Genomic DNA, 24667 nt, shown 5'->3' on the forward strand with positions numbered 1-24667 from the left:
GGCGCGTGCCCGGGGCGGATGTGAGAGAATCGGCCCTGGCCGTCCCGTGGCCACACCGCGGGGCAGCCCGCTGCGCGCCCGACGTCGGGCCGCCGCCGAGGCGCCCCCGCGTCGAGCATCGTGCGGGAGGTGGACGCCGGGCTTCGCCCGTGCGCGTCCGTGCGCCGGCCGGCGGACGGCACGTGACGCCCAGGCCCCGATCTCGAGGGCGCAGCGGTTCCGCGCCGGGCCCTGACGGTCGACGCGGTCCACCCGATGACTTCTCGGAGTCCGCCTCCCGGCGCACCCGTGGCGCACGGCGCCCGGGGCAACGCGGCCGGCGGCGGACGCGGACACGCCGGGCGGCGGCGAGTGTGGCGTCGTCGGTCGGCGGGAGGTGCTGCCATGGCGGCCAACAACGAGGACACGACCCGCGCAGACGAACGCGTGGAAGAGACGGCCGAGCAGGCCGTGACGCAGACCGCGGCGGACACCGCCGACGGGGCGGAGCCGGAGCGGACCGCCGCGTCCGACGACGCCGCGGACCCGGCCGAGGAGCCGAGCGCGCCGACGCTGCAGGTCGACCCGACCGACCCGTTCGCCGTGCCGGCGAACCTGATCGAGGTCCTGCGCACCGAGACCACGTCCCGGCAGCGCTCCGAGGACGAGGACGCCGGAGAGTCCGAGGACCGGGCCGAGGGCGCCGTGGTCTCCCGGCGGCGCCGCCGACGCCGCCGCGGTGAGGTGGACATGGAGCTCGACGGCGGCGAGGCCGGCGATCCCGAGCACACCGTCACCCGCGTGCGCGCGCCGCGCCAGGCCGTCGGCACCGCCTCGGACACCGTCCAGAGCGTCAAGGGATCCACCCGGCTCGAGGCGAAGCGCCAGCGCCGCCGCGACTCCCGCTCGGGCGGGCGTCGCCGCACCGTGATCACCGAGGCCGAGTTCCTGGCCCGCCGCGAGGCCGTGGACCGCAAGATGCTGGTGCGCCAGCGCGACCAGCGCATCCAGATCGCCGTGCTCGAGGACGGCGTGCTGGCCGAGCACTTCGTCTCGCACACCACGCAGGACTCGATGATCGGCAACGTGTACCTGGGCAAGGTCCAGAACGTGCTGCCGTCCATGGAGGCCGCGTTCGTGGACATCGGCCGCGGACGCAACGCCGTGCTCTACGCGGGCGAGGTCAACTGGGACGCCGCCCAGCTGGACGGCAAGCCGAGAAAGATCGAGAACGCGCTCAAGTCCGGCGACACCGTGCTCGTCCAGGTCACCAAGGACCCGGTGGGCCACAAGGGCGCCCGTCTGACCAGCCAGGTCTCCCTGCCCGGCCGCTACCTCGTGTACGTGCCGGGAGGCTCGATGACCGGCATCTCCCGCAAGCTGCCGGACGTGGAGCGCTCGCGTCTGAAGAAGATCCTCAAGGACCACCTGCCGCAGGACGCCGGCGTGATCGTGCGCACCGCGGCCGAGGGCACCTCCGAGCAGGAGCTGCAGAACGACATCAACCGTCTGCGCGCCCAGTGGGAGGGCATCCAGGAGAAGGCGTCCGGCACCAAGGTGCTCGCCCCCGAGCTGCTCTACGCCGAGCCGGACCTGACCATCAAGACGGTCCGCGACGTCTTCAACGAGGACTTCTCCGCCATGCTCGTGCAGGGCGAGGCCACGTGGGACAACATCGAGGCCTACGTGACCTACGTGGCCCCGCACCTGCTGGGCCGTCTGCACCACTGGGTGCCGGAGGACCACGACGGCGAGGACCTGTACGCCACCCACCGCGTGGACGAGCAGCTCCACAAGGCGCTCGAGCGCAAGGTGTACCTGCCCTCCGGCGGCTCGCTCGTGATCGACCGCACCGAGGCCATGACCGTGGTGGACGTGAACACCGGCAAGTTCACGGGCTCCGGCGGCAACCTCGAGGAGACCGTCACCAAGAACAACCTCGAGGCCGCCGAGGAGATCGTCCGGCAGCTGCGCCTGCGGGACATCGGCGGCATCATCGTCATCGACTTCATCGACATGGTGCTCGAGGCCAACCGCGACCTCGTGCTGCGCCGTCTCGTGGAGTGCCTGGGCCGGGACCGCACGAAGCACCAGGTCGCCGAGGTGACCTCGCTCGGCCTGGTCCAGATGACGCGCAAGCGCATGGGCACCGGGCTCGTGGAGGTGTTCTCGGAGACCTGCGAGCACTGCGCCGGCCGCGGCATCCTCATCCAGGACACGCCGGTCGAGCGGGGCCGCTCCGGCGGTGAGCAGCGCGGCGAGGCGGAGGGCCGCCGTCGTCGCCGGCGTCGGGGCGACGGCGAGGGCGAGCACGCCCACGCCGCCGCGGCCACGACGACGGGCGCCGAGCACGCCGACTCGGAGGACGAGCGGCAGCGCCGTGAGCGGGCCGAGGCCGCCCGGGTCGCCCTGCACTCGATCGCGAAGGCCTCCGGCAAGGTGGCCGAGGACGAGGCCCCCGCCCAGGAGTCCGCCCCCGCCGAGCAGGCGGCGGACGCCGCCGAGGACTCCGCGGCCGAGGCCGTCGAGGCCGCGTCGGCCGGGCCCGCGGAGGCCGGGCAGCCGGCCGGGACGGACGAGGAGGAGACGCCGCGTCGCCGGCGTCGTCGGGGCCGCCGCCGCAGCCGGGGCCGCGCTGAGGAGTCGGGGGACACCGGCGCCGAGGATGCCGGCTCCGAGGATGCCGCGCGGTCGCACGACGACGGCCCCGCCGAGTCCGCCGGTCAGACCCGTCAGACCGAGGAGGAGGCGGCCGAGCCGGCCGCCGCCGCGGCCCCCGAGCACCAGGACCCGGTCGTGCAGGCCGAGGAGGCCGTGGCCGCCGTCGCGGAGGCGGAGGCCGACGCCGAGGCCGAGTCCCCGGAAGACGCGGCTGAGCAGGACGACCGTCCCCGCCGGTCCCGGCGTCGCCGGGGTGGCCGCGGGCGGTCTCGCCGAGGCGGCGAGGCGGCCTCGACCGAGGCCGACGCCGACGCCGAGGACCACGGTGCGGAGCGCGCGACGCCGTCGCGGCACGAGGCCGCGGACGCCGACTCCTCGGTGGCCGTGTCCTCCGAGGTCGCATCGGAGCCTGTGCCTGCCGAGGATGCCCCGGCGCCCGTGCCCGCCGAGGATGCCCCGGCGCCCCGGCGCCGCCGGTCCCGCCGGGCCTCGAGCGACGGCGTCGTCCGTCCGGCCGCCGGTGCGGACGCGTCCGCCGAGCGGACGGCCGACCGCACGGACGCGGCTCCGGTGGAGGCCACCGAGCCCTCGCCCGAGGAGTCCACGGACGCCACCGAGGTCCACGAGCAGCCCGCCGCCCCGGCCGCCGTCGAGGAGGCCGTGATGGTGGAGCCTGCGGCGACCGAGCCGACGGCGGAGCCCACGGCGGACGCGGACCAGGCGTCCGCCGCGGACGCCCCGACCGAGGCCCAGGCGGCTCCGACCGCCCCGGTGCCTGGATCGCCGCGCCGGCGCTCGCGTCGCGCCGTGTCGTCCGACGGCGTCCACGTCCAGGTCCAGGCCGCGCCCGGCGGCGCCCAGGGCGGCCGCTTCACCGCGGCCGTGGCCGAGGCGTCCACCCCCGCCGAGCCGCAGGGTGCCGCCCCGGTGATGCTCGGCGTCGGAGTGAAGGCCGCCGACCTGGCCCGTCGCGGCCGCTGACCGTCGTCGGTGCCGCCGCCCCGGGCCTGCCCCGGGCGGCGGCGACGCGCCGACACGCCTCTGTTTGGTCCGGATGCCCGGCAGCGAGTATGCTGGACCATCGGTGTTCACCGCCCGCACGCTCCCGCATGTCCCGGTGAGGGACCGCCGGACCCGGACGCAGCCGCGGTCGAGGTGCGGGCGAGCAGAACCCGATCTGATCCGTTGAAACGTCGAGAGAAGTGAGTCCCAAGTGGTGTACGCGATTGTCCGCGCTGGCGGCCGCCAGGAGAAGGTTTCCGTCGGAGACCTCGTTACCCTTGACCGCGTTCCCGCTGAGACCGGTGGCTCCGTCGAGCTGCCCGCTCTGATGCTGGTGGACGGGGACGAGGTCAAGGCTGGCGCCGATGCCGCCGGTGTGAAGGTGACCGCCGAGGTCGTCTCCCACTCCCGTGGCAAGAAGGTCGTCATCATGAAGTACAAGAACAAGACCGGCTACAAGAAGCGCCAGGGCCACCGCTCTGAGCTGTCCACGGTCAAGATCACCGGGATCGCCTGAGCCGTCACCGGCACCGGCGAAACCGAGCATCCGAGAGGTTAGGCAACAGCAATGGCACATAAGAAGGCCGGCAGTTCCTCGAAGAACGGCCGCGATTCGAACCCGCAGTACCTCGGCGTCAAGCGCTACGGCGGCGAGGACGTCAACGCCGGCGAGATCATCGTCCGCCAGCGTGGCACCAAGTTCCACCCGGGCCGCAACGTCGGCCGCGGCAAGGACGACACCCTCTTCGCGCTGTCCGCGGGCTCCGTGGCCTTCGGCCAGCGCCGCGGCCGCAAGGTCGTGGACATCGTCCCCGCCGCGGAGTGATCTGACACTCGTGCGGTCTGCGTGCGGACCCTCGCCCGGCGAGGACACCCGCACCCCCTGACGCCCCGGCGGGGGCGGGCCCGGCATCCACCGGACCCGCCCCCGCCGTCGGCGTCTCCGGCCCCTGGGCCGTCTGAGTCCGATCCCTCCAGCCCCTAGGAGCACTCCCATGGCAGCCTTCGTGGACCGCGTGGTCCTCCACCTCACCGCCGGCAACGGCGGGCACGGGTGCGTCTCCGTGCATCGCGAGAAGTTCAAGCCCCTGGGTGGCCCCGACGGCGGCGACGGGGGCGACGGCGGCGACATCACCCTCGTGGTGGACTCGCAGACCACCACGCTGCTGGACTACCACCACGCCCCGCACCGGTCCGCTGAGAACGGCCAGCCGGGCATGGGCGACCACCGCGAGGGCAAGAACGGCCAGTCGCTCGTGCTGCCCGTGCCGGACGGCACGGTGGTCAAGGATGAGCAGGGCAACATCGTGGCCGATCTCGTGGGGGAGGGCGCGACCTACGTCGCCGCCGCCGGCGGTCAGGGCGGCCTCGGCAACGCGGCTCTGGCCTCCGTGAAGCGCAAGGCGCCCGGCTTCGCGCTGCTCGGCCTGCCGGGGGAGAGCCGGGACCTGACGCTCGAGATCAAGACCGTGGCGGACGTCGCGCTCGTGGGCTTCCCCTCGGCCGGCAAGTCCTCCCTCATCGCTGCCCTGTCTGCGGCCCGTCCCAAGATCGCGGACTACCCGTTCACCACGCTCGTGCCCAACCTCGGGGTCGTGCAGGCCGGCGACGTGCGCTTCACCGTGGCCGACGTCCCGGGCCTGATCCCCGGTGCCTCGGAGGGCCGCGGCCTCGGCCTGGAGTTCCTGCGCCACGTCGAGCGCTGCGCCGCGCTCGTGCACGTCCTCGACTGCGGCAGCCTCGAGTCCGACCGCGACCCGATCGCCGACTTCGAGGCCATCGAGGCCGAGCTCGAGGCCTACGCGGTGGAGCCCGTCTTCTCCCAGGGCGGGGAGGGCGTCGTACCGCTGAACGAGCGGCCCCGCCTCATCGCCCTGAACAAGACCGACCTGCCCGACGGCGCCGCGATGGCGGACATGGTCCGCGACGAGCTCGAGGGCCGTGGCCTACGGGTCTTCGACATCTCCGCGCTGGCCCGCGAGGGCCTGGACGCCCTCAAGTACGCCATGGCCGAGCTCGTGGCGGAGGCCCGTTCCCGGGTGGTCGAGCCCGCGCCGGCCGCGCCCGTCGAGGTGCCGCGCCGGCATCGCCGCCGTGGCGAGCGGGCCGAATTCACGATCCGCCGCGAGGAGCGCAACCTCGAGCCGCTGTTCCGCGTGCGCGGCGAGAAGCCCGAGCGGTGGGTCGCCCAGACGGACTTCCAGAACGACGAGGCGATCGGCTACCTTGCGGACCGGCTCCAGCGGGCCGGCGTCGAGGACGGCCTGTTCAAGGCCGGTGCGAGGCCGGGCGACGCCGTCGTGATCGGCGACGACGTCACGGGCGTCGTCTTCGACTGGGAGCCCACGCTGTCCGCGGGAGCCGAGCTGCTCGCCGGGCCCCGGGGCACCGACCTGCGGCTCGACGAGCGCACCCGCGCGACCCGCGCGGAGAAGCGCGCCGAGCAGGATGCCCGCCGGGCCGCCCGTGCGGCGACCCGGGCCGAGATGGAGGCCGAGCGACGCTCCGGCCTGTGGACCGACACCGACGATCGAGAGGGATGATCCATGTCCGTGCGGCGCACCGTCGTCACCCGCTATCCGACCCCCGCCACGCGCGGCTCTGAGGACCCGCAGGCCAACCCCGTGACCTCGCGGGAGACGATGCAGGCCGCACGCCGAGTGGTCGTGAAGATCGGCTCGTCCTCGTTGACCACCCCGGACGGCCTGGACGTGGCGGCCATCGACCGGCTCGTGGACGTCCTCGCCGCCGAGCGGCAGAAGGGCACCCAGGTGGTGCTCGTGTCCTCCGGCGCCATCGCGGCCGGCTTCCCGCACCTCGGGCTGAGCCGCCGCCCCAAGGACACCGCCACCCAGCAGGCCTCGGCGGCGGTCGGCCAGAGCAAGCTCATGGCGCACTACACCACGAGCTTCGGCCGGCACGACACGGAGGTGGCGCAGGTGCTCCTCACCGCCGAAGAGCTCATGCGGCGCACCCAGTACACGAACGCGCACCGCGCCCTCGCGCGGCTGCTCACGCTCGACGTGATGCCGATCGTGAACGAGAACGACGCCGTGGCCACGCGCGAGATCCGCTTCGGCGACAACGACCGCCTCGCGGCCCTCACCGCCAACCTCTGCAAGGCGGACCTGCTGGTCCTGCTCTCCGACGTGGACGCCCTCTACACGGGCCACCCCTCGAACCCGGACGCGCGGCGTATCCCCGAGGTGACCTCCGACGACGACCTGTCCGGCGTCGACGTGCGCGTGCCCGGTTCTGCCGGTGTGGGCACGGGTGGCATGGTGACCAAGGTGGACGCGGCCGGCATCGCGGCCACCACCGGCATCCCGACCCTGCTGACCTCGGCCGCCAATGCGGGCGCCGCCTTCGCGGGGGAGGACGTGGGCACGTGGTTCTCCGCCACCGGCCGCCGCCGGTCCGCCCGCGCGGCGTGGCTCGGCCTCACGGCGGAGGTCCGGGGTCGGCTCATCATCGACGACGGCGCGGTGGCCGGGGCGATCGACCGCGGCCGCTCCCTGCTGGCCGCGGGCATCACCGGCTGCACGGGCGCCTTCACGCCGGGCGACGTCGTCGAGATCGTGGATGCGCATGGCCGGGTGCGGGCGCGCGGCCTCGTGCAGTACTCCTCGTCGCAGCTGCCCGCCATGCTCGGGCGGACGACCGCCGACCTCCGCGAGGACCTCGGCGCGGGCTACGACGGCGTCGTCGTGCACGCCGACGACTGGGTGCGCCTGGCTCCGCCGCAGCGCTGACCGGCACGGGCTCCGGCCGAGTCGACGGACCGGGCCTCGTGCCTCGTCCGGGGCGCTCGATAGGCTGGCGGCATGCAGACCACCGAGAGCACCGCACCCCAGGATCAGTCCGGCCGCCAGGACGCCGAGGCGCCGACGCCCGAGGTCGAGGAGGCCGTCCGCCAGCGGGCCGAGTGGGCGCGTCAGGCCGTGCCCGAGCTGGCCGTCGCCGGCCGCGCCCGCAAGGACGCCGTCCTGCGCCACATGGCCGAGGCGCTGCGCGCCAACACGGCCGCGATCCTCACGGCCAACCGCGAGGACCGCAGCCGCGGCCGCGAGACCGGCACCTCGGCGGCCATGCTGGACCGCCTCAAGCTGGACGAGGCGCGCGTCGAGGCGCTGGCCCTCGCCCTGGAGACCCTGGCCGGCCTGCCGGACCCCGTGGGCACCGTGGTCCGCGGCGGCCCGCTGCCCAACGGCGTGCGGATGAGCCAGGTGCGGGTGCCCCTGGGCGTCGTGGGCGCCGTGTACGAGGCCCGTCCGAACGTCACGGTGGACATCGCCGGCATCGCCCTGAAGTCGGGCAACGGCGTGATCCTGCGCGGCGGCTCGGCCGCGGAGTCCACCAACGCGGTCCTGATCCAGGTGCTGCGCGAGGCGCTCGTGGACCAGGGCTTCGACGCCAACATCATCCAGGGCATCGACGATCTCGGACGTCCCGGCGTCGCCGCCCTGATGGCCGCCCGTGGCGCGGTGGACGTCCTCGTCCCGCGCGGCGGCCGTGAGCTGATCCAGCGCGTGGTCCGCGAGGCCCGGGTGCCCGTGATCGAGACGGGTGAGGGCAACGTGCATCTGTACGTGGACGCCTCCGCACCCAAGCAGATGGCGGTGGACATCGCGCTCAACTCGAAGACCCACCGCACCTCCGTGTGCAATGCGGCCGAGACCCTGCTGCTCCACCGGGACGCGGAGGAGACGGGCCGAGAAGTGCTGCGCGCCCTCACCCGTGCCGGCGTGCTGCTGCACGTGGACGAGGCCGCGCGGGCCTGGCTGCCCACGCTCGCCGACCGCGGCGACCACGCCCGGGACGCCGTGGACGCCACGGAGGAGGACTGGGGCACCGAGTACCTGGACATGGAGATGGCCGTGCGCGTCGTGGACTCCCTCGGCCAGGCGATCGAGCACATCGGCCGGTGGTCCACGGGCCACACCGAGGCCATCGTCACGAACGACCTGGCCGCGGCCGAGCGGTTCATCACCGAGGTGGACGCCGCGGCCGTCATCGTGAACGCGTCCACGCGCTTCACCGACGGCGGCGAGCTCGGCCTCGGCGCCGAGGTGGGCATCTCCACCCAGAAGATGCACGCCCGCGGGCCCATGGGCCTGGAGGAGCTCACGACCACCAAGTGGATCCTGCGCGGCGACGGGCAGATCCGCCGCTGAGCCGGGCTACGATGGACACCAGGACCCCTTCGGCCCGGCCCCGGCCCGGCCGTCTGACCCGCTGCACCGAGGAGCATCCATGCTGAACACCTCCCTGATCCTGGCCGCCGCCGAGGGCCATCACGTCGTCAATGAGCTGCCGATGGACCCCATCTGGTACGGCCTGCTCGTCTTCGCGCTGCTGATGGCCGCCCTGGCCGCCACCATGTCCATGCGCTCCCGCGCGCTGCGCCTGCCCGAGCCCACCACCGCGGTCCAGCACCACGGCACCGGCCGCGGCTCGCACACCTCCGGTCACTGACGTCTCACCGGCCCGCCGCGTCGTCGCCCCTGCCGGGGGCTGCGTGGCGGGCCGTCCGTTCGTCTCCTGAGCGCATGACCGTCGCCTCCCGCACCCCCGTGCCCGCGCCCACCGCCGGGGGCGCGCGCCGTCGTCGCCTCGGCATCATGGGCGGCACCTTCGACCCGATCCACCACGGGCACCTCGTGGCCGCCTCCGAGGTGGCCGCCGAGTTCGAGCTGGACGAGGTCGTCTTCGTCCCCACGGGTCAGCCGTGGCAGAAGTCGGACCGGCAGGTCTCCCCGGCCGAGGACCGCTACCTCATGACCGTGGTGGCCACCGCCTCCAACCCCCGGTTCACCGTCTCCCGCGTGGACATCGACCGCCCCGGCGTGACCTACACCGTGGACACGCTGCGGGACCTGCGCCGCCTGCACCCGGACGCCGAGCTGTTCTTCATCACCGGCGCGGACGCGATGGGCCAGATCCTCACGTGGAAGGACGTGGACGAACTCTGGGACCTGGCGCACTTCGTCGGTGTCACCCGTCCCGGCCACGACCTCTCGGACATGGGCCTGGGCGCCGACGTCTCCCTGATGGAGATCCCCGCCATGGCGATCTCCTCCACGGACTGCCGGGAGCGCGTCCGCCGGGGCCGGCCCGTCTGGTATCTCGTCCCGGACGGCGTCGTCCAATACATCGCCAAGCACCACCTCTACGTCTCGGAAGAGGAGACCTCGTGACCGTTCCCCAGACCACCCTGGACGCCCTCACCACCGCCGCGGCCGCCGCCGCGGACAAGCTCGGCACGCACATCGTCGCGTTCGACGTCGCCGAGCGGCTCGGCCTGACCGACGCCTTCCTGATCGCCTCCGGCGCCTCGGAGCGTCAGGTCAACGCGATCGTCGACGGCGTCGAGGAGGCGCTGTTGAAGGACGAGCAGCTCAAGCCGTTGCGTCGCGAGGGCCGGTCCGACGGCCACTGGGTGCTGCTCGACTACGGACACTTCGTGGTGCACGTCCAGCATCGCGAGGACCGCGAGTTCTACGCGCTGGACCGCCTGTGGAAGGACACCCCGGCGATCGACCTCGGCCTGCCGGAGGAGAGCACCCGACCGGACGCGGCCACCCAGGACGACGGCGCCTCCGCCTCGCACGCCTCCTGAGCGGGCCGGGAGATGCGCCTGATCCTGCTGCGTCACGGCGAGACCGACTGGAACGTCCTGGACCGCTACCAGGGGCACACGGACATCGAGCTGAACGCCGAGGGGGAGCGCCAGGCCCGCCGCGCCGCCGGCGGGCCCGTGGGTGACCTGGTCGAGGACGCGGAGGAGCTCGTGGCCGTGTGCTCCCCGCTGGCCCGGGCGCGCCGCACGGCCGAGATCGTCCTCGAGGCCCGGGTGGGCGCGGCGTCCGTGGCCGTCGACCCGGAGCTGATGGAGCTGGCCGGGGGAGAGTGGGAGGGCCTGGAGCTCAGTGCCATCGCGGAACGCTGGCCGGACGAGCACCGCCTTTGGCGGGCCGAGCCGGCGCTCGACGCCGGCCCCGTGGGCGGGGAGACCCTGCGCGGGGGCGGCGAGCGGGCCCTGCGTGCGCTGCGCGGACACGTTCCCCCGCACTGGGCGGACACCCCGCGCGACGGTGGTGCCCACACCCTGCTCGTCGTGGCCCACGGTGCGCTGATCCGCGCGGCCACGGGGCTGCTCCTGCGTCACGAGGGCGAGGCCTTCGCGGCGATGGAACGGATCGGCAACGCCCGCGCCGCCGTGCTGCAGGGCGCGTTCACTGCCGACACCGGGGCCGAGGGCTGGGGCGATTGGACCCTCGAGGGTTACGGCATCTGAGGGCGCCCCGGCCCGGACGCCGATTTGGCGCCCGCACGGGGACCGTGTACGCTGGTCGAGTTGCCAGCGAGGCGAACGGGCCGGAAACGGCGCGTGAAGATCGCGGGTGGCGCCCACATCTGGGGGTATGGCGCAGTTGGTAGCGCGTCTGCATGGCATGCAGAAGGTCAGGGGTTCGAATCCCCTTACCTCCACCAGTCAGAAGGCCCGGTCCACACGGACCGGGCCTTCGTCGTCGTCGGACTCCCGTGCGGGGCCGGGAGGCGACCGCCGCCCCGCGACATCACCGCGGTTCTGCACTGCGGTGATGTCGCTCCGCCGCGGTCGGTGCGGGGGACACGCCGGGGTACGCTGCGCGCTCCGCCGCCGTGAGTGCGGGTTCCACCGCACGGCCCTCCCGCGCCGAGGCGACGGCGGCCTCGAGCACCGCCATCACGGCGACGGCCTGGTCGGGGGTGGCGGCGTCGCTGCTCGCGCGGCCCAGGATCGCGTCGCGCACGCCCGCGTAGGACCGCTGCTGGGCTCCGATCGGCGCGGGGACGCGCTCGGTGTTCCCCTCCCCGTCGTGCAGGAGGATCGGGTCCGGATCGACGCCCCAGCCCTCGGCGCCGGGGAGCAGACCAGCGCGCAGCTGAACCTCCTGCCGATCCGGCAGTTCCTTCACCGCGGAGCCACGCGTGCCGTGGACCGCGAAGCGCGGGCTGCCGCCGGCCACGAGCATCGACGCCTGCAGGACCACGCGCCGGCCCGGGTACTGCAGCACGCAGTGCGCCCAGTCCTCGACCGGGGCGCCCGGACGCAGGGCCGCGAGGTCGGCGTCTACGCGTTCGGGGACACCGAAGAGCAGGAGCGCCTGGTCGACCAGGTGCGGTCCGAGGTCGAACCAGATGCCGCCCCCGGGCACCGCGGCTTCCCGCCAGCGGTCCCGGACGGTCGGGCGGAAGCGGTCGATCCGGGACTCGAGGTGGACGACGTCCCCGAGCCGGCCGGAGCGGACCAGCTCGGCGATGCCCAGGAAGTCGCTGTCGAAGCGGCGGTTCTGGAACACCCGCAGCACCCGCCCGGTCTCGACCGCGAGGTCGCGAAGCTCCCGCGCCTCGGCGAGACTCAGCGTGAAGGGCTTGTCTACCACCACGTGCCTACCCGCCCTCAGGGCCGTGCGCGCGAGCGGCGCGTGTTGGTCGTTCGGGGCGGCGATCACCACGAGGTCCACGTCGTGGCGAGCCAGGAGCTTGTCCACGTCAGGCACCACGACGACGTCCGGCAGGTCCGCGTGCACCGCGTCCGGGCGGCTCGAGACGACATGGGTGAGAGCGAGTCCCTCCGTGGCGTGGAGCAGGGGGACGTGGAACGTCTTCCCGGCGAACCCGTAGCCGATCAGGGCGGTGCGGATCGGTGCGTCAGTGCGGGACATGCAGGACCTCCTGGGCTGGCGGGGGGGCATGGGGGCGTCTCCTGCACGCTAGGCCGTGGCGTCGCGGCGGTCCATCGACGCCGCCCGGCCGGTTTGCGCGGTTGCCGCAGGCCGGGTATTCTGTTCAGGTGCTCCGGCCGGTCCGCCGGAAACGGAGTCACCACCCACCTGGGGGTATGGCGCAGTTGGTAGCGCGTCTGCATGGCATGCAGAAGGTCAGGGGTTCGAATCCCCTTACCTCCACCCGTCAGAAGGCCCGGTCCGTGCGGACCGGGCCTTCGTCGTCGTGACGGCCAGCTCGCCGTCGAGAACCACCGGTCACGACCGGGTTGCGGTCCAGCGTCGATCACGCATCGACGTCGCACAGCCCTTTCACGGCAGGCTCTCGGCGGACAGACTCGAGGCGTCTCCACCCGTGGAGCCCGGACCACCGGTGCTGCAGAGGCGGGGACCGCCACCCCTGTCCGGCCGACTCAGTGAGGATCTGCCATGTCCGTCATCCGTACCCGTCGTCCCTCCCTCCGTCACCTGCCCGCCGCCGTCGCCGCCGCCGGCCTCATCACCACCGTCGCCCTCGCCGGCCCCGCCGCGGCCTGGGACGACGCCCATGGCCCCCAGGCCGGCTACTTCCAGGCCGTCGACCACGAGAACGTCACCGCCGCCTTCTTCCAGACCTACGACGGCTACGACCCGGAGGACCTCACGCTCACGCTCACCCCGGTGGCCGAGGACGGCACCCGCCTGGAGGGCGGCCAGGAGGTGGAGTTCACCGCCCTGGACGTCATCGACGGCGGCGCGGTGGACGTCCTGGAGACCCGCCGCGCGCTCGGCGCGGCCGGTGAAGGCCTCGTGCGGTACGACGTGGAGGTGGACGGGCAGATGCTGAACATGGGCATCACGCTCCAGGCGGACGCCGACCTCGCCGACGATCAGGGGGCGGCCGTGCACGCCGTCGACGGCCCGCAGACGGCCGACCTCGGGGACCGGCCCCTGGTCTGGGACTCGGCCATGCAGTTGGCTCCCGGGGTGGCGGGCGCTGAGATCGTCCACCTGGTCGCCGCGCCGACGATGGAGGACGCCTACGCGGCGGTCGTGGCCGAGCCGGCCCACGGTGAGGTCTTCGCGTTCCGTGACTCGGAGCACTCCGAGCTCCGTGCCTGGTACATCCCCGACGAGGGCTTCGTCGGTACGGACACCTTCACCGTCGACTTCCACAGCGACCACGTCGCCCACGTCCAGACCGTCACCGTGCATGTCGGCGAGGAGATCTCCGCCGCGTACGACGGCTTCCTCGATGCCGAGGACGGCGTCCTCAACGGGAAGCCGCTCGACCTGACCGACCCGGACACCGCCGCGGCGCTCGCCGCGTTCCGGGCCGACGAGGCCGCCCCGGCTCCGGAGGACGAGGAGGAGCAGCCCGCTCCGGTCGAGGACGACGCCGACGAGCAGCACACGACCCCGGACACCGTCGAGACGGGGCAGTCCACCGGCTGGTGGCTGGCCGGCCTCGGCGCCGCCGCCGCGGGGGTGCTGGTCGCGGCCCGCCGTCGTCTGGGCCTGACCGACTGAAAATCCGCCGCGCACAGATCCGTCGACGCGCCGCCCCTCTCACACACAGGGGCGGCGCGTCCGTGCCGGCCTGACACGTGGCCGGCAGTCCGCGGGTCAGTCGCCGAGGCCCGCGAGCAGCAGGTCCAGTCCCTCCTCGAAGGGTGCGTCCGCATAGGGGTTCCGCGCCCCCGTCGCGCGCGTGCCCCCGCCCGCCCGGAAGGCCTCGGCGGCCGCGCCAAGCGCGGGCAGGCGCTCCTGCGCCCCCGCCACCTCGAAGATGTCGGCCGGAGCGTCGACGTCGTACGCAGACCCGTAGATGAACGACTCGAGCGCGATCACCCGGGCCAGCACCTGCTCCGGCGCCAGACCGGTCCGGGCCAGCACCGCGCACACCGTCTCGTAGACCCGCTGCGTCGACGGGGCTCCCTCGATCGGCAGGGTCGCGATGAGCGGGATCAGCGGCGGATGGGCCGCGAAGACGTCGCGGTAGGAGCGCGCCCACGCCCGCAGGGCGGCGACGACGGGCACCTCGCCCCGGATCGCGGCCTCCAGCTCGACGAGCGAGACCTCGCCCATCACGGCGTCCTGCAGCAGGACGAGCAGCTCATGCTTGCCGCTGATGTGGTTGTAGAGCGCGCTCGGCGCCACGCCCAGGCGACGGCCGACCGCCGCCATGGTGAGCCCTTCGTATCCCTCGGTGCGGGCGACCGCGAGCGCCGCGTCCGCGATCGCTTCGCGGCTCAGAGCGGGGGAGAGAGGTCGTCCGCGGCGGCGGCGCGCCCGGGGCGGTTCAGTGGTCTCGTCCATCCGGCCATTCTGACCCGTCGGACGGGCAGGAGGTGTCAGGCCGGCTACGGACCAGCCTTCCCTTCCCGGCGCGCGGCCCGTACAGTGAGCGCCGACACTCTAAATGAACGGCATTCACCCGGGCCCCGCCCGATGCCCCGTCCCCGCCAGAGGAGCACCCCATGACCACCGCCCCCGCCACCGCCGGCCGCGAGCGCCGGACGAGCGACGTCGTCGTGATCGGCGCCGGCCCGGCCGGCCTCATGGCCGCCCGCACCGCGAAGGCCCAGGGCCTGTCCGTCACCGTCCTGGAGGCTCGCCGGCGCGTCGGCGGCCGCACCTGGAACGGCCTGGTCGAGGGCGCCGACGGCAAGGACCACTTCATCGAGATCGGCGGCCAGTGGATCTCCCCGGACCAGACCCGCCTCATCTCCCTGGTGGAGGAGCTCGGCCTGCCGACGTTCTCCCGCTTCCGCGACGGTCGCAACGTCTACGTGGACCCGCGCGGAGAACGCCACGTCTACGACGGCCTCGACTTCCCGGTGGCCGAGAAGACGGACCGGGAGATGGATCGCCTGATCGCCAAGATCGACGAACTGACCGCCGAGATCGACGCCGCCGCCCCGTGGGAGCACCCGCGGGCCGCCGAGCTGGACAAGATCTCCTTCCGGCACTGGCTGGAGCAGCAGTCCGACGACCCGGAGGCCATCGACAACGTCTCCATCTACATCGCCTCCGGCATGCTGACCAAGCCCTCCCACACCTTCTCCCTGCTCCAGGCGCTGCTCATGTCCGCCTCGGCGGGGTCGTTCCGCAACCTGGTGGACGAGGACTTCATCCTGGACAAGCGCGTCGAGGGCGGCATGCAGTCCGTGTCCCTGGCCATGGCCGCCGAGCTGGGCGACGACGTCGTCCTCGGCCAGCCGGTGCGCACCCTGCGCTGGGCCGAGCCGGACCCGTCCACCGCGGACGAGAAGAACGGTGTGGCCGCAGACGTGCGCAACGGCGTGGCGCACGACGGCGCCGCCGGCGACGTCGTGGCGCTCACTGACGACTACGAGGTGCACGCCCGCTACGCGGTCCTGGCCGTCCCGCCGAACCTCTACAGCCGCATCTCCTTCGAGCCGCCGATGCCGCGCGAGCAGCAGATCGCGCACCAGCACATCTCCATGGGCCTGGTCATCAAGGTGCACGCCGTGTACGAGACCCCGTTCTGGCGCGAGGAGGGCCTGTCCGGCACGTGCTTCGGTGGGGGCCGTCTCGTCCAGGAGATCTATGACAACACCAACCGCGGCGAGAACCTGGCCGGTGGCGCCCCGGGCAAGGAGGACCCGCACGGCACCCTCGTCGGCTTCGTGTCCGACGTGTACGCGGAGCAGATGTGGGCCCTGCCGGAGGAGGAGCGCAAGGCCGCGATCCTCGGCGCCATGGCCGAGTACCTCGGCCCCCGGACCCTCGAGCCGATCGCGTTCTTCCTCTCGGACATGGCCGCCGAGGAGTGGACCCGAGGCGCCTACGCCACCAGCTACGACCTCGGCGGGCTCTCCCGCTGGGGCCACCTCCAGAACCGCCCGACCGGTCCCATCCACTACGCGTGCTCGGACATCGCAGCCGAGGGCTACCAGCACGTGGACGGCGCGATCCGCATGGGCGAGGCCGCCGCCCTGGCCATCGCCGAGCGGGAAGCCACCGACGCGGGGCAGCCCACCGGCTGACCGGCCCGACGGACAAGGACATCCTCATGAGCGCATCCACCCCACGACGCCGCGTCGTCGACAATGAGGGACACGAGCACGTGTACCCGACCACCTCCGCCATCGAGCAGGTCAACCTGCTCAACCCGGGCGGGGTGAGCAACAAGGGGCTCCAGGCCGGCAAGGTCGGCCTGCTCGGGGCGGTGGTGATCGGCGTCTCCGTCGTCGCCCCCGCCTACACGTTGACCTCGGGCCTCGGGCCGACCATCAGCACCGTCGGCACCCACGTGCCCGCGATCCTGCTGCTCGGCTTCATCCCGATGCTCCTGGTGGCCCTCGGCTACCGGGCGCTGAACACGCGGGTGCCGGACTCCGGCACGTCGTTCACCTGGGCCACGCACGCCTTCGGGCCGTATGTCGGGTGGATGGGCGGCTGGGGGCTCATCGCCGCCTCCGTGATCGTGCTGTCCAACCTGGCGGCCGTCGCCGTCGACTTCACGTTCCTGCTGCTCGCCCAGATCACCGGGAGCCAGGCCATCGCGGACCTGGCCGGCAACCTGTGGGTCAACATCCCCCTGACCCTGGTGTACCTGGCCCTGGCCGGATGGATCTCGCACCGCGGCATGGAGACCACCAAGCACCTGCAGTACATCCTGGTGGCCTTCCAGATCCTGGCCCTCGGTGCGTTCGCGGTCGCCGCCCTGACGCAGTCCTCCCGTGGCGCGGGCTTCGACCCCACCCCGGTGCAGCTGGACTGGTTCAACCCGTTCACCGCGGGCGACTTCAGTGTGGTCGCGGCCGGCGTCTCCCTGTCCATCTTCCTGTTCTGGGGCTGGGACGTGACCCTCACGATGAACGAGGAGACCAAGGACCCCGAGCGCACCCCCGGCCGGGCCGCCGCCGTCACCGTGTTCGTCATCATCGCCGTCTACATCCTGTCTGCCCTGGCCGTGATCTCCTGGGCGGGCATCGGCTCCGAGGGCCTGGGCGCGGGCAACCCGGACAACCAGGAGTCGATCTTCGCGGTCCTCGCCGGCCCGATCCTGGGCCCCTTTGCCGTGATCATGTCCAGCGCGATCCTCGTCAGCTCCCTGGCCTCCCTGCAGTCCACCATGGTCTCCCCGGCCCGCACCCTGCTGGCGATGGGCTTCTACCGGGCCGTGCCCGCGCGCTTCGCCGAGCTGAGCCCCCGGTTCAACAGCCCGGCCTTCGCGACCTGGGTGTGCGCGGGCTTCGCCGGCCTCTTCTACGTCGTCACGCGGCTGCTCTCCGAGAACGCCCTGTGGGACACCATCACCGCTCTGGGCCTGATGATCTGCTTCTACTACGGCATCACCGCCCTGGCCTGCGTCTGGTACTTCCGCCGCGAGTGGTTCACCTCGGTGGGCAACGCCCTCACCACCTTCCTGTTCCCGCTGATCGGCGGCCTCGTGCTGCTGGTGATGTTCTGCGTGACCGCGATGGACTCCACCGACCCCGACTACGGCTCCGGCTCCTCCGTGTTCGGTGTCGGCACCGTGTTCATCCTGGGCATGGGCGTGCTGGCCATCGGCGTGGTACTGATGATGTGGACGCGGCTGCGCCACCCGGCCTACTTCCGTGGCGAGACCCTGCCGCAGACGGACTCGACCCGACCCATCCCGATCATCCGTCCGGACGACGACGGCAGTGCCGTGGTCCGGGACCCCAACGAGAGGACCCACTCATGAGCACCCCCACCGGCTATCGCGTGCAGGACCCCAGCACCGACCAGGTCGTGGAGACCTTCCCCGCCCTCGCCGACGGTGAGGTCGACCAGGTGCTGGCCGCCGCCGAGACCGCCCAGCGCGCATGGGCCGCCCGCCCCATCGAGGAACGCGCCACCATCGTGCAGAAGGTCGCGGACCTCTTCGAGGAGCGCAAAGACGAGCTCGCGCAGATCATCGCCACCGAGATGGGCAAGCGCGTGACCGAGGGCGTCGAGGAGGCGGAGTTCAGCTCGGCCATCTTCGGCTACTTCGCGGACAAGGGCCCCACCCTCGCCGCGGACCGCCCCATCGAGACCTACGGGGGCGGCCGCGCCATGATCCGCCACCTGCCCCTGGGTGTGCTGCTGGGCGTCATGCCGTGGAACTTCCCGTACTACCAGATCGCCCGTTTCGCCGCGCCGAACCTCATGCTCGGCAACGCGATCGTGCTCAAGCACGCCGAGATCTGCCCGCGCTCGGCCCTGGCCGTGCAGCAGATCATGGACGACGCCGGCGTGCCGGCCGGCGTGTACACCAACGTGTTCGCCACGCACGACCAGATCGCCGAGTTCATCGCCGACCCGCGCGTGGCCGGCGTCTCCCTGACCGGCTCCGAGCGGGCCGGCTCCGTGATCGGCGCGCTCGCGGGCCAGCACCTCAAGAAGGCCGTCCTCGAGCTCGGCGGGTCGGACCCGTACATCGTGCTCGACGCCGAGGATCCGGCCGAGGCCGCCCGCACCGCGTGGGCGACCCGCATGTACAACATGGGCCAGGCCTGCAACTCCAACAAGCGCATGATCGTCTCGGCGGACATCCATGACGCCTTCGTGGCCGAGCTGGTGTCCCTGGCCGAGGCCATGAAGCCCGGGGAGGCCGCCGACGAGGACCCGACGGTGTTCACCCCGCTGTCCTCGCGCGGTGCCGCCGAGGGCCTGGCCGAGCAGGTGGAGCGGGCCCGTCAGCAGGGCGCGACCGTCCACGTCGGCGGGACCGTCACGGACGAGGCGGGCGCCCGCTTCGCCCCGGCCGTGATCACGGGCGTCACCTCCGAGATGGACGCCTACCGCGAGGAGCTCTTCGGCCCCGTCGCAGTCGTCTACAAGGTGGAGTCCGCGGACGAGGCGCTCGCCCTCGCCAACGACTCCCAGTACGGCCTGGGCGGCGCCGTGTTCTCCCAGGACGAGGCCAAGGCCGAGCGGATCGCCCGGCAGCTCGAGGTCGGCATGGCCAACGTCAACACGCCGGCGGGCGAGGGGGCGGAGATCCCCTTCGGCGGCGTCAAGCGCTCCGGCTTCGGCCGCGAGCTCGGCCCGCTCGGCATGGACGAGTTCGTCAACAAGCAGACGTACTTCGTCCAGGACTGACACCCCACGACGACGACGGGCCCGCCTCCGGTGACCGGAGGCGGGCCCGTCCGCGTCCCGCCGGCGTGGCGGGAGCGATGGGTCAGCGACGCGCCTGCCGCACAGCGGGTTCTAGGCTGGCGCGCCCTTGTCCCTTCAACCGGGGCGCGGCCATCATGAGCGGGATCCCCGTCGAGAACTGCAGAATCGAGATGTCTGATGTACCCCACCCCGATGACGTTCGACGTGGCGCGCGCCGGCCGCGCTCTCGCCCAGGTCAGTGCCCGCACCCTGGCCACCGCGGCCGGCCTCGAGAAGGAGCAGCTGCGCCGCTTCGAGAAGGGGCTGGCCGACCTGCGGGTGGACGAGCGTCTGCGTCTGGAGAAGGCCCTGCTGAAGTACGGCGTCGGGCTGGTCCCGGAGGACGAGTTCGGCGGCGCGGGGGTCCGCCGGATCTTCTCCGCCGAGAAGTCCCGGCGCATCAAGGCCATGGAGAACGAAGGCGGCCCGGCGTACGAGGACGACATCTGAGTCCTGTGCCGACAGGCGGACGGCCCCGCATCCCGGACAGGGATGCGGGGCCGTCGTCGTCGGTCCGCCGGTGGCGGCGTCTCAGGCGGACTGCAGCGCCTTCGTGACCTCGCTCAGGCCCTCCTTGAGGAGGTCCTCACCGATGGTCAGCGGCGGCAGGAAGCGCACGACGTTGCCGTAGGTGCCGCACGTGAGCAGGATGACGCCGGTGGCGCGCACGGCCGCGGCCACGGTGGCGGTCAGCGTCGCGTCCGGCTCGCCGGTGGCGGGGTCCACGAACTCGATCGCCATCATCGCGCCGCGGCCGCGGACCTCGGCGATGCGGTCGTCGGCGTTCTGCTCGAAGTGCTCGCGGATGACCTGCTCGATCCGGCGGGCCTTCTCCAGGAGACCGTCCTCCTCGACGGCTTCGAACACGGCGAGCGCCGCCGCCGTGGCGACGGGGTTGCCGCCGTAGGTGCCCCCGAGGCCGCCCGGGTGCACGGAGTCCATCACCTCGGCGCGGCCGGTGACGCCGGAGAGCGGCATGCCGCCGGCGATGCCCTTGGCGGTCGCCATCAGGTCCGGCTCGATGCCCTCGGTCTCGGAGGCGAACCAGGCGCCGGTGCGGGCGATGCCGGACTGGACCTCGTCCGCGATGAACAGGACGTCGTTGGCCTTGCACCACTCGACCACGGCCGGCAGGAAGCCCTCGGCCGGGACGATGAAGCCGCCCTCGCCCTGGATCGGCTCCATGATCACGGCGGCCAGGTTGTCGGCACCGATCTGCTTCTCCAGCGCGGAGATGGCGCGCTGCGCGGCCTCGGCGCCGGACAGGCCGTCCCGCAGCGGGTAGGAGCCGGGCACTCGGTAGATCTCGGGGGCGAACGGTCCGAAGCTGTGCTTGTAGGGCATGGACTTGGCGGTCAGCGCCATCGTCAGGGTGGTGCGGCCGTGATAGGCGTGGTCGAACGCGGCCACGGCCTGCTTGCCGGTGTAGGCGCGGGCCACCTTGACGGCGTTCTCCACGGCCTCGGCGCCGGAGTTGAACAGGGCGGTGCGGGTCTCGCCGGGGATCGGGCTGGTGCGGTCCAGCTGCTCGGCCACGGCCACGTAGCCCTCGTAGGGCGTGATCATGAACGAGGTGTGGGTGAACTGCGCGACCTGGTCCTGAACGGCGGCCACGACGCGCGGGTGGGAGGCGCCCACGGAGGTGACGGCGATGCCGGAGGCCAGGTCGATCAGGCGGTTGCCGTCCACGTCCTCGAGGATGCCGCCCGCGGCGCGGGCCGCGTACACCGGCATGGTGGTGGCCACGCCGGCCGGGACGGCGCGCTTCTGGCGCTCGGCGAGCTCACGGGAGCGAGGGCCGGGCAGCTCGGTGGCCAGATGGCGGGTCTGCTCGAGGTCGGGGGTGGCGGTCATGGGGATGCCTCCTGGGGACGGCTCACGGGAGCGGGGACGACGGGTGGGCACGACGACGACGCGTCGGGCCGCGTCCTCCCATGGTGGGGCGTTGAGTGCATGCCGTCCAGTGATGATCTTGCATGGTGGCTATGCTCATTCGGCATGGAGGAGAAACTGCTCAGGGCCTTCGTCACGGTGGCAGAGGTCGGCACGGTCTCGGGGGCCGCGATCCGCCTGGATCTCGTACAGTCCGCGCTCAGTCGGCAGCTGCAGCGGCTTCAGCGTGAGCTGCGCCTGCCCCTGTTCGCCCGGGTCGCCGGTCGGCTCGAGCTGACGACGGCCGGCGAGGCGTTCCTCCCGGTGGCGCGCGAGGTCCTCGTCGCCCATCGACGGGCGGAGCAGGCGGCCCGCGCGCTCGCCTCCGGTCGGCTCACGGACGTGGCCGTGGCCGCGCCGGGCACCACCCTCATCGACGTCGTGCTGCCGTTCGTGGCCACCTTCGGGGAGGAGGACCCGCGCCCGCGCGTCGCGGAGACCCAGCTGGACGACTCGCTGCTCGACGCCGTCGCGCGGCACGACCTCGTGGTGATGCCGACGGTGCCGCCGCCCTCCGTCGCGTCGCTGCCGCTGATGGACCTGCCGGTCTGGGCGTACGTCGCCCCGGGCCACCCCTGGGCGGGCCGGACGCGGGTGTCCCTCGACGACCTCGTGGCCCAGCCCGTCGTCGCACCCGCCCGCACCTTCATGGCGCGACGCGTCCTCGACGGCGCCGTGGCCGTGGCGGGCCTCACGCCGCCGGCCCTCACCGAGGCGAACTCCGGGCGGGTGGCCCAGGCCCTGGTCGCGGCGGGGGCGGGCGTCGCCGTCGTCACCGAGGACCCGGCCTTCGGGTTGACGCCGGTGCGGGTCATCGCGCAGGGGCGGACGCTCACGGTGCGACTGCACGCGGCGTGGCGGGGGGATCACTTCGCCGCCGAGACGCTGGAGGCGATCGCCCGTCGGCTGCAGGCCTTCGTCCGGGACCGCTATGCCGAGCCCGGAGACGACGCGCCGGGCCGAGGCCGGAGCGCGTGAGACCATGCCGTCGTCGGACGCGGCCCCGGGCGGGCCGCGTCGATGCACACGAGGGGAGAACCCGGATGAACACCACCGTCCGACGCGCCCTGTGGGTGGTCCTGGTGCTGCTGTGCCTGGGACTCGTGTTCCTCGCGCTGCGCGGGGTGCTGGCGGTCGGCGCCGTGCCGATCAGCGCCGCCCCCACCCTCAGCGCCACGGCGTCCGCGACCCCGTCGCCGTCGCCGTCGCCGTCCTCGGCACGCTTCACGCCCAGCCCCGCAACGACGGCCACCCCGACCCCGACGCCGAGCCCGTCCTCGGCGTCACCCACGCGGGAGGCGGCGGTTCCCGTCGAGACCCAGGAGCTCGCCGGCACACCCACGCCGTCCGAGGAGCCGACCCCCACCGAGGAGCCGGCGCCGTCCGAGGAGCCGGCACCGTCCGAGGAGCCGACCCCCGCCGCGGCCGCCCACCTCTCCGGCCCCGCCGCCCCGTGGGACGAGGTCACGGCGACGCCCGTGCACGTGGACGTCCACCAGGACGGCGAGCAGATCGTCGGAGCGGGGATCGACCTCACACAGTTGGATGAGGGCGGCGACCTGGACCCGGAGCCACAGACGGTCGGCTGGTACGGCCCGCCGCAGTGGGGCACCACGCCGGGGGAGCGGTCCCGGTACGCGGGGGTCCTGGCCGGGCACGTCGTCTACCACGGCGTGCGGGACGTGTTCTGGAACCTGGGCGACGTGCGCGCGGGTGCCGTCGTCGTGGTGACATACGACGACGGCACGCAGGCCGCCTTCGAGGCGGACTCGGACGCGGTCTCGGTGGAGAAGGAGGCGCTCACCCAGGATCCGGCGAACCGCTGGGCCTGGGAGCCCGGGGGCGACGACGCGAAGGTCACGCTGATCACGTGCGACCTCGTGCCGGGCACCGGGATGGCCGGGAACGCCTTCAACAACTGGGTGGTGCAGGCCACCCGCGTCGCCTGAGGCCGCGGCGACCCCGGGGCAGGGAGGCCGGAGGGGTACCCTGGGGAGGCCGGGGCGGCCGACCGCGTCGGACCGCCATTGACCCCGTGACCGGGTGACGACCGCCGAGAGGACCTGCGCCCATGAGTCGAGCCGACATCGCCCCCGCCCGCGTGCGCCCCCGCCGCTGGAGCGTGGCCGTCGGAGGGGCGCTCCTGAGCATCACCCTGGCCACCGGCGGCTGCAGCGTCGCCGAGGAGCCCGGACAGACCGGTGGCACGGAGGCGGGGAACACCTACCTGGAGGGCGTGCTGGCCAGCCCCAGCCAGACGTCCGCCGACCCGCTCGCGGCGGACATCCAGTTCGCGGGTCTGCTGCTGCGCAACCACCGCGACGCGATCCAGCAGTCCGATCAGGTGCTGGGCAAGGACGGCGTGGACCAGGAGATCCGGGCCACCGCCGAACGGATGAAGTCCGAGCACGAGGAGCGGGCGGGCCGGCTCGAGTCGATGCTCGAGGGCTGGGGCGTCCCCTCGGATGACGTGCGCGGTGCGGGTGCCGAGTCGACCCCGTCTGCGCAGCCCGAGTCCACGGAGGACGCGGAGCCGACCCAGATCGTGGGCGACGAGCTGCGCGCCGGACTCCTGTCCGACCGGGAGAAGAACGTGCTGGCCGCCGCCGAGCCGGAGGAGGCAGGACGGATCTACCTGCTCCAGATGCGCCGCCTCTATCAGGGCGCGCTGACGATCTCCGCCACGGAGGCGGAGGACGGCTCGGACGACGCGGCGAAGGAGCTGGCCTCCAGCGTGGTCGAGGGCCATCGCAAGGAGCTGGAGAGTTTGGCCGCGACGCTCGGGGAGATGGGCGTGATCGGGTCGAGCGGGGCGCGCACGGCGGAACCGTCCGGGTTCACCGGCCCCATCAAGATCGAGGGCACCGGCGCGGACGGCGGCTCCGTCCCCTCGGACTTCGTCCCGGAGCCGCTGCAGCGGGTGCGCAGCTTCCGCGCCACCCAGAAGCCGGTGCTGCCGTCGTCGAGCTCGCCCAGTTCCTCCAGCGCGTCGGGCTCCGCCAGCGCGTCCGGCCGGGACGCCGAGGACCAGCGGGGGCGGGACGCCGCATCGGCGAGCCCGTCGCCCAGCCCGGCCGACACGGCGCAGGCCACCCCGCGCCCCTCCTCCGGGGCAAGCCCCTCGCCCAGCGCATCCCGCTGACGCGCGGCGCCGGCCGGCCCGATCCGCATCGCGCGTCGCCGTGACCGAGTCGATAGCG

Annotated in this window: 21 protein-coding genes and 2 tRNA genes; 20 read left to right on the forward strand and 3 right to left on the reverse strand. The window is 73.2% G+C overall.

The annotated features are described in order from the left end of the window. The first annotated feature begins 384 nt into the window (after window positions 1-384). The 11 genes from B1A86_RS04990 to B1A86_RS05040 all read left to right on the forward strand — a co-directional run bounded on the left by B1A86_RS04990 (window position 385) and on the right by B1A86_RS05040 (window position 11136). Window positions 385-3621, forward strand: a complete 3237-nt coding sequence (locus B1A86_RS04990) for an Rne/Rng family ribonuclease (protein WP_223247533.1) — start codon at window positions 385-387, stop codon at window positions 3619-3621. 232 nt (window positions 3622-3853) lie between these two features. After that, window positions 3854-4159: a 50S ribosomal protein L21 gene (gene rplU / locus B1A86_RS04995; protein WP_002853919.1), complete on the forward strand. Its 306-nt coding sequence runs from the start codon at window positions 3854-3856 to the stop codon at window positions 4157-4159. 51 nt (window positions 4160-4210) lie between these two features. After that, window positions 4211-4468 (forward strand): 50S ribosomal protein L27, encoded by a 258-nt coding sequence (rpmA, locus tag B1A86_RS05000; RefSeq protein WP_002853915.1) that lies wholly within the window; start codon window positions 4211-4213, stop codon window positions 4466-4468. Window positions 4469-4637: 169 nt separating this feature from the next. Beyond that, window positions 4638-6185 carry a GTPase ObgE gene (gene obgE, locus B1A86_RS05005; RefSeq protein ID WP_020622077.1) on the forward strand — a complete coding sequence of 516 codons (1548 nt, stop codon included), beginning with the start codon at window positions 4638-4640 and terminating at the stop codon, window positions 6183-6185. 3 nt (window positions 6186-6188) lie between these two features. Then, the gene (gene proB, locus B1A86_RS05010; protein ID WP_078026094.1) at window positions 6189-7394 is read left to right on the forward strand and encodes a glutamate 5-kinase; all 1206 of its coding nucleotides are present in this window, start codon (window positions 6189-6191) and stop codon (window positions 7392-7394) included. 72 nt (window positions 7395-7466) lie between these two features. Continuing rightward, window positions 7467-8816: a glutamate-5-semialdehyde dehydrogenase gene (locus tag B1A86_RS05015; protein ID WP_078026095.1), complete on the forward strand. Its 1350-nt coding sequence runs from the start codon at window positions 7467-7469 to the stop codon at window positions 8814-8816. Window positions 8817-8895: 79 nt separating this feature from the next. Beyond that, window positions 8896-9117, forward strand: a complete 222-nt coding sequence (locus B1A86_RS05020; RefSeq protein WP_010078833.1) for a hypothetical protein — start codon at window positions 8896-8898, stop codon at window positions 9115-9117. 74 nt (window positions 9118-9191) lie between these two features. Continuing rightward, a complete protein-coding gene (gene nadD / locus B1A86_RS05025) occupies window positions 9192-9839 on the forward strand; it encodes a nicotinate-nucleotide adenylyltransferase (protein ID WP_041104890.1) in 648 nt (215 codons plus the stop codon). Further along, window positions 9836-10261: a ribosome silencing factor gene (gene rsfS, locus B1A86_RS05030; protein WP_036316941.1), complete on the forward strand. Its 426-nt coding sequence runs from the start codon at window positions 9836-9838 to the stop codon at window positions 10259-10261. Before nadD ends, rsfS begins: the two co-directional genes overlap by 4 nt. 12 nt (window positions 10262-10273) lie before the next feature. Then, complete coding sequence (locus B1A86_RS05035) at window positions 10274-10939, forward strand: histidine phosphatase family protein (RefSeq protein ID WP_036381588.1); 666 nt, start codon at window positions 10274-10276, stop codon at window positions 10937-10939. Window positions 10940-11060: 121 nt separating this feature from the next. Further along, window positions 11061-11136, forward strand: a tRNA-Ala gene (locus B1A86_RS05040). Between the two features lie 86 nt (window positions 11137-11222). Here B1A86_RS05040 and B1A86_RS05045 read toward each other — a convergent pair. Next, window positions 11223-12353, reverse strand: coding sequence for an oxidoreductase (locus tag B1A86_RS05045; RefSeq protein WP_060973671.1), 1131 nt, complete (start codon window positions 12351-12353; stop codon window positions 11223-11225). Window positions 12354-12523: 170 nt separating this feature from the next. Here B1A86_RS05045 and B1A86_RS05050 point away from each other — a divergent pair. Next, window positions 12524-12596, forward strand: a tRNA-Ala gene (locus B1A86_RS05050). A 246-nt stretch (window positions 12597-12842) separates the two neighbouring features. Then, the gene (locus B1A86_RS05055; protein WP_089529318.1) at window positions 12843-13922 is read left to right on the forward strand and encodes a hypothetical protein; all 1080 of its coding nucleotides are present in this window, start codon (window positions 12843-12845) and stop codon (window positions 13920-13922) included. 96 nt (window positions 13923-14018) lie between these two features. Here the strand turns inward: B1A86_RS05055 and B1A86_RS05060 are convergent, their stop codons facing one another. Further along, window positions 14019-14711 carry a TetR/AcrR family transcriptional regulator gene (locus B1A86_RS05060; RefSeq protein WP_036381598.1) on the reverse strand — a complete coding sequence of 231 codons (693 nt, stop codon included), beginning with the start codon at window positions 14709-14711 and terminating at the stop codon, window positions 14019-14021. Window positions 14712-14872: 161 nt separating this feature from the next. Here B1A86_RS05060 and B1A86_RS05065 point away from each other — a divergent pair, with 161 nt between their 5' ends. The 4 genes from B1A86_RS05065 (at window position 14873) to B1A86_RS05080 (ending at window position 19985) form a co-directional block, all read left to right on the forward strand. After that, window positions 14873-16405, forward strand: a complete 1533-nt coding sequence (locus tag B1A86_RS05065) for an NAD(P)/FAD-dependent oxidoreductase (protein WP_041103003.1) — start codon at window positions 14873-14875, stop codon at window positions 16403-16405. Between the two features lie 26 nt (window positions 16406-16431). Next, the gene (locus B1A86_RS05070; protein ID WP_078026096.1) at window positions 16432-18093 is read left to right on the forward strand and encodes an APC family permease; all 1662 of its coding nucleotides are present in this window, start codon (window positions 16432-16434) and stop codon (window positions 18091-18093) included. Then, the gene (locus B1A86_RS05075; protein WP_078026097.1) at window positions 18090-19475 is read left to right on the forward strand and encodes an NAD-dependent succinate-semialdehyde dehydrogenase; all 1386 of its coding nucleotides are present in this window, start codon (window positions 18090-18092) and stop codon (window positions 19473-19475) included. Before B1A86_RS05070 ends, B1A86_RS05075 begins: the two co-directional genes overlap by 4 nt. Before the next feature lie 198 nt (window positions 19476-19673). Next, window positions 19674-19985: a hypothetical protein gene (locus B1A86_RS05080; protein WP_010078815.1), complete on the forward strand. Its 312-nt coding sequence runs from the start codon at window positions 19674-19676 to the stop codon at window positions 19983-19985. Between the two features lie 81 nt (window positions 19986-20066). Here the strand turns inward: B1A86_RS05080 and gabT are convergent, their stop codons facing one another. Next, entirely contained in the window at window positions 20067-21389 is a 1323-nt protein-coding gene (gene gabT / locus B1A86_RS05085; protein ID WP_078026098.1) for a 4-aminobutyrate--2-oxoglutarate transaminase, read from the reverse strand. Window positions 21390-21533: 144 nt separating this feature from the next. On the opposite strand from gabT, the gene B1A86_RS05090 reads away from it, so the two are divergent. The 3 genes from B1A86_RS05090 (at window position 21534) to B1A86_RS05100 (ending at window position 24609) form a co-directional block, all read left to right on the forward strand. Next, window positions 21534-22445: a LysR family transcriptional regulator gene (locus tag B1A86_RS05090; RefSeq protein ID WP_078026099.1), complete on the forward strand. Its 912-nt coding sequence runs from the start codon at window positions 21534-21536 to the stop codon at window positions 22443-22445. 65 nt (window positions 22446-22510) lie between these two features. Continuing rightward, window positions 22511-23416 carry a class F sortase gene (locus B1A86_RS05095; protein WP_078026100.1) on the forward strand — a complete coding sequence of 302 codons (906 nt, stop codon included), beginning with the start codon at window positions 22511-22513 and terminating at the stop codon, window positions 23414-23416. 122 nt (window positions 23417-23538) lie between these two features. Continuing rightward, window positions 23539-24609, forward strand: coding sequence for a DUF305 domain-containing protein (locus tag B1A86_RS05100; protein ID WP_036313160.1), 1071 nt, complete (start codon window positions 23539-23541; stop codon window positions 24607-24609). Window positions 24610-24667 lie beyond the last annotated feature (58 nt).

The organism is Micrococcus sp. KBS0714, from assembly GCF_002008305.4.
In the GTDB taxonomy this organism is placed as follows: Bacteria; Actinomycetota; Actinomycetes; order Actinomycetales; family Micrococcaceae; genus Micrococcus; species Micrococcus luteus.